Origin of the sequence: Roseiarcus sp. (assembly GCF_052145395.1) — a bacterium.
Lineage (GTDB): Bacteria > Pseudomonadota > Alphaproteobacteria > Rhizobiales > Beijerinckiaceae > Roseiarcus.
This window is the reverse complement of record NZ_JBKQOT010000784.1, coordinates 1-5,033: the sequence shown is the minus strand read 5'-3', so window position 1 is coordinate 5,033 and position 5,033 is coordinate 1. Positions and strand designations below refer to the sequence as shown.

Genomic DNA, 5,033 nt, shown 5'->3' with positions numbered 1-5,033 from the left:
GCCCGCGACGCGCATGAGCTCGACGTCGCCTTCGGCGCGCCTTCGCTGACGAAGCCGCGCCAGCCGATCGCGGTGCCAATTGCGGTCTCCGGTCTTTCGCCCGGCGAGGAGGCGCATGTCACCGTCTCGGCGGTCGACGTCGGCATCCTCAACCTCACCAGCTACAAGACCCCGGATCCGGGATCGTATTTCTTCGGCCAGCGCAAGCTGCCGGTCGAGATCCGCGACCTCTGGGGCATGCTGATCGACGGCATGCAGGGCGAGGCCGGCGCCATTCAGAGCGGCGGCGATACAGGCGGCAATCTCGAAGGCAATCTGCCGACGCAGCCGCCGCTGGCGCTCTTCTCCGGCGTCGTGAAGCTCGACGATCAGGGCAAGGCGACGGTGACCTTCGACCTGCCGGCCTTCAACGGAACGGTGCGGCTCGCCGCGGTCGCGTGGAGCAAGGACAAAGTGGGCTCTGCCCAGGCCGACGTCATGGTGCGCGATGCGGTCGTCGTCTCGGCGACGCTGCCGCGCTTCCTCGACGTTGGCGACCGCTCGCAGGTTCATGTCGACATCGACAACGTCGACGGCGACGCCGGCGACTACACGCTCGACCTCGACATCCACGGGCCGCTGACGGCCGACGCCGAAGCCTTGCAAAGGACACTGCATCTCGACGCGCGTCAGCGCCGCTCGACAGCGATCACGGTCGCCGCTGCGGGCGTCGGCGTCGCCGATTTCACTCTCCGGCTCACCGGGCCGAAGGCCGATCAGGCGCAGCGCTTCAAGCTCGGGATCGTCTCGGGCGCGCCGGACGTCTGTCGGCGCACGGTGACGCCGCTTGCGGGCGGCGCGAGCGCGACGGTCAGCGGCGATCTCCTCGCCGATTTCATCCCCGGCACGGGCTCGATCGCGGTCTCGGCGTCGCCCTTCGGCGCGCTCGATGCGCCGGCGCTGCTGCAGGCGCTCGACCGCTACCCCTACGGCTGTTCCGAGCAGACGGTCAGCCTTGCGATGCCGCTCCTCTACGCCAACCGCCTCGCGTCGATCGAGAACCTCGGGGTCGATCCGGATCTCGGAGACCGTGTGAAGCAGGCGATCGAGCGCGAGTTGAGCCGCCAGGGCGCCAACGGCGCCTTCGGCTTATGGGCGGCCGACAGCGGCGACGACGACGCCTGGCTCGACGCCTTCGTCACGGATTTTCTCACCCGCGCCCGCGAGCAGAAGTTCGTGGTCCCCGAGGGCGCCTTCGCCCAGGCGCTAGACCGCCTGCGCAACACCGCCGTCAACGCGCCGGAGCCGGACAAGGAGAACAACGCCGCGCTCGCTTATGCGCTCTATGTGCTGGCGCGCAACGGCCGGCCGGTGATCGGCGACATTCGCTACCTCTCCGACGCCAAGCTCGACGCCTTCGCGACGCGGGCGGGGCGGCGCTGGCGATGCTCGGCGACCGCGCCCGCGCCGGCAAGGTTTTCGCCGCGGCGCTGAGCGCGCTCGCCGCTGAGAAGGACGCGGGCGTCTCGCGCCCGGACTACGGCTCGAAGCTGCGCGACGCGGCCGCCGTGCTGGCGCTGGTCGCAGAGGCCAATCCGGCGGCCGGCGACATGCCGGCCGACGCGATCGCCAAGGCGGGCGCGGCGGTGGACGCCGCCCGCGCCGAGCGCTCCAGGACCAGCACACAGGAGAACGGCTGGATGGTGCTGGCCGCCGAAGCGCTCGCCGAGCATGGAAGCCTCGGCTCCTTTACCGTCGACGGCGAGCCGGTCAAGGGCGCGCTCAACCGCCGCTTCAGCCCCGACGCGCTCGCCGACCGAACCGCGACCATCGCCAATACGGGCGAGGCGACCGCTCAGCTCGTGACCACCGTCTCCGGCTCGCCGATTGCGCCCGGGCCCGTCGCGGCCAACGGCTATGCGGTCGAGCGGACGTTCTACACGCTCGACGGCAAGAAGCTCGACTTGAAGAGTCTGGCGCAGAACCAGCGCGTCGTGGTGGCGCTGAAAGTCACGGAATCGGAGGCCCGCTACGCCAAGCTCTTGATCGTCGACAGACTGCCGGCCGGGCTCGAGATCGACAATCCGGCGCTGGTCGACGGCGGCTCGGTCGAAGGCTTCTCCTGGCTGACGACAGACGAGACGCCGGCGCATACCGAATATCGCGACGACCGCTTCGTCGCCGTGTTCGATCGCGCGCCGGGGCAGTCGGCCTTCATCAATCTCGCCTATGTCGTCCGCGCCGTGGCGCCCGGACGATACGTCTATCCGCCGGCGACCGCCGAGGACATGTACGCCCCCGAACGTTTTGGCCGCACGGCCTTTGGCGAACTGGAGGTGACGGCGAAGTGAGGCGAATGGATCGCAATTCGCGGATCGCGGGCCTGCAGCGTCTCACGTCAAGGCCGGCTCGACGAAGCCGATTGGCATCCCCGTCCCCCTTGTGGGGGCGGGACAGGGTGGGGGGTCGCGCCAACCGCGCTACCTTGCTTCCGTGACCGAGCGCCGCGAGTTCAAATCAGAAGACATTGGCGCGACCCCACTCCCAGCCTCCCCCACAAGGGGGGAGGAGAACGCTGATAGCCCGAAAGGCTTTCCCGCCGCATCGACCCGCTTGCAGAACACAGGTCGGCTCGCCCTCGCGCTCGCTGCCGTGCTCTCGTTGGTTCTCGTCGCCGCCCTCGCCGCCAACTTCGCCTGGGCCCGCTACGCTGCATCGCTCGGCCCGCTCGACCTCGCCGCCTCGCGCGAGGGCTCGACGATCGTGGTCGACCGCGACGGGCGCCTGCTGCGTCCGTTCACTTTGCCGGACGGGCGTTGGCGGCTGCCGGCGACGACCCACGACGTCGATCCGCGCTATGTCGCGATGCTCGTCGCCTACGAGGACGGGCGCTTCTATCAGCACCGCGGCGTCGACTTCCGCGCGCTTCTTCGCGCGGCCGGGCAGTGGCTCGTGCACGACCGCATCGTCTCCGGCGGCTCGACGCTCTCCATGCAGGTCGCGCGCCTGATCGAGCCGCGCGCCGAGCGGACGCTTCCCGCGAAATTGCGGCAGATCGCTCGCGCCGAAGAGATCGAGCGCGACGTCGGCAAGGCGGGCGTGCTCGATCGTTACGTTCTGATGGCGCCGTTCGGCGGCAATCTCGAGGGCGTGCGTGCGGCTGCGCTCGCCTATTTCGGCAAGGAGCCGCTCAAGCTGACGGTCGCGGAGGCGGCGCTGCTGGTCGCGCTGCCGCAGTCGCCCGAGGCGCGCCGGCCGGACCGCTTTCCCTCAGCGGCGCGCCCTCGCGCGACCGCGTGCTCGATCGCGTCGCCGCGCGTGGAATCATCTCTGCCGAGGATGCGGCTGCGGCGAAACGAGAGCCGGTTCCCGAGGCGCGAAGGGCCTTCCCGCAACTCGCCGCCCACGCGGCGGAGGAAGCCGTCGCCGCCGACCGACATGCGAAGGTCATCAGGCTCGCCATCGACGCGCGCCTGCAGGCCAGGCTTGAAGCGCTCGCGAAAGAGAGCGTCGTGCGGCTGGGGCCGAAACTGTCCGCGGCGATCGTCGCCATCGACAACCGTTCCGGTGAGATCCGCGCCCGTGTCGGCGCGGCGGACCCCGACGACGCGTCGCGTGACGGGGCGATCGACATGTCACGCGCACCCCGCTCGCCGGGCTCGGCGCTGAAACCCTTCATCTATGCGCTCGCCTTCGAGGAGGGTCTTGCGCATCCGGAGACGGTGCTGTTCGACCGGCCGATGCGCTACGGCGCCTACGCGCCGGAGAACTTCGACCTCGGCTATCAGGGCACGGTGACGGCGCGGAAGGCTCTGCAGATGTCGCTGAACCTGCCGGCGATCGAACTGTTGGCCGACGTCGGCCCCGCGACCTTCCTCGCACGCTTGCATGGCGCCGGAGCGGAAGTCGCGCTGCCGAAGGAGACGCCGATCGGGCTCGCCATCGGCCGTGGGGGCTTGGGCGTATCGCTCACCGACATCGCCCGGCTCTATGCGGGGTTCGCGTGCGGCGGCGAGGCGCCGGCGCTGATCGAGCGATTCGACGGCTCGGCCCCGATCCGGCGCGTCACCGATCCCGTCGCGGCTTGGTATATCGCCGACATCCTGCGCGGGGCGCCGCCGCCGGCGAATTCGCTCTCCGGCCGCATTGCCTTCAAGACCGGCACATCCTACGGCTTTCGCGACGCGCTCGCGGTCGGCTTCGATCGCGGAACGACCATCGCCGTCTGGGTCGGACGGCCGGACAACGGTCCGACGCCGGGCCTGATCGGCCGGCAGGCCGCGGCTCCGATCCTGTTCGACGCCTTCGAGCGACTCGGGCGCGACGTCGAGATCTTGAAGCCACCGAAAGGCGTGCTGACGGCGAGCGTGACCGCCGATCTGCCGCCGCCTCTGCGCCACTTGCGCAAGGACGCGCCGAAGACGATGGCCGCGACCGAGACGGCGGCGCTCAAGATCGCCTATCCGCCGGACGGCGCGCGGATCGACCTCGGCATCACGGACGGGGCGCCGGTGGCTCAGTTGGCGCTGAAGGCGCTCGGTGGCGCGCCGCCCTTTGCCTGGTTCGTCAACGGCGCGCCGATCCGCGAGGCCGAGCTACGCCGCAACGCAACATGGAAGCCCGACGGAGCCGGCTTCGCCCGCGTTACGGTGGTTGACGCCAAGGGCGCGTCGGACGATGTGACGGTCAGGCTCGAGTAGCGCATCGTCCTTGAGGGTCGCGGTCGCGCGCCGCCGCCAGCGTGATGGGCGCAAATTATGATTGCGGAAAAATAGAAAATCACGTATGATTCCCTTCGTGCGAGCCTCGGACGAAGCGCAATCGGATCGACGCCGTCTTGGACGGGCGCGGCCGTTTACCCGGGGATGTGCCGGATGACGAAGAGAATTCGCGCGAGATTTTTTTCGCAAACTCGAGTGTATAGCGGGATTGAACGAAGCCGACTGCGTCGGCGGAGCGGCGTCAAAATTGTCGTTGATGTGAGACGGCTACGCAAGCAGACCAACCTCGTCCGCGTCGTGGCGAATGCGCCGTTTTTCGCAGCCTGCCTTTGT

General features: G+C 69.4%; 2 protein-coding genes and 1 pseudogene. All 3 read left to right on the top strand.

Translation table 11 applies throughout. The features are described 5' to 3' along the window. The coding region (locus tag ACLP25_RS27060; protein WP_442472201.1) for an alpha-2-macroglobulin family protein at positions 1 to 1,473 on the top strand (1,473 nt) is incomplete at its 5' end. Further along, entirely contained in the window at positions 1,425 to 2,330 is a 906-nt protein-coding gene (locus ACLP25_RS27055) for a hypothetical protein (protein WP_442472200.1), read from the top strand. The genes ACLP25_RS27060 and ACLP25_RS27055, both read left to right, overlap by 49 nt. 262 nt (positions 2,331 to 2,592) lie before the next feature. Then, positions 2,593 to 4,679: pseudogene (pbpC, locus tag ACLP25_RS27050) on the top strand (penicillin-binding protein 1C). Positions 4,680 to 5,033 lie beyond the last annotated feature (354 nt).

Coding starts and splice junctions, on each gene's coding strand:
- ACLP25_RS27055 (WP_442472200.1), top strand. CDS start 1,425: ATGCTCGGCGACCGCGCCCGCGCCGGCAAGGTTTTCGCCGCGGCGCTG.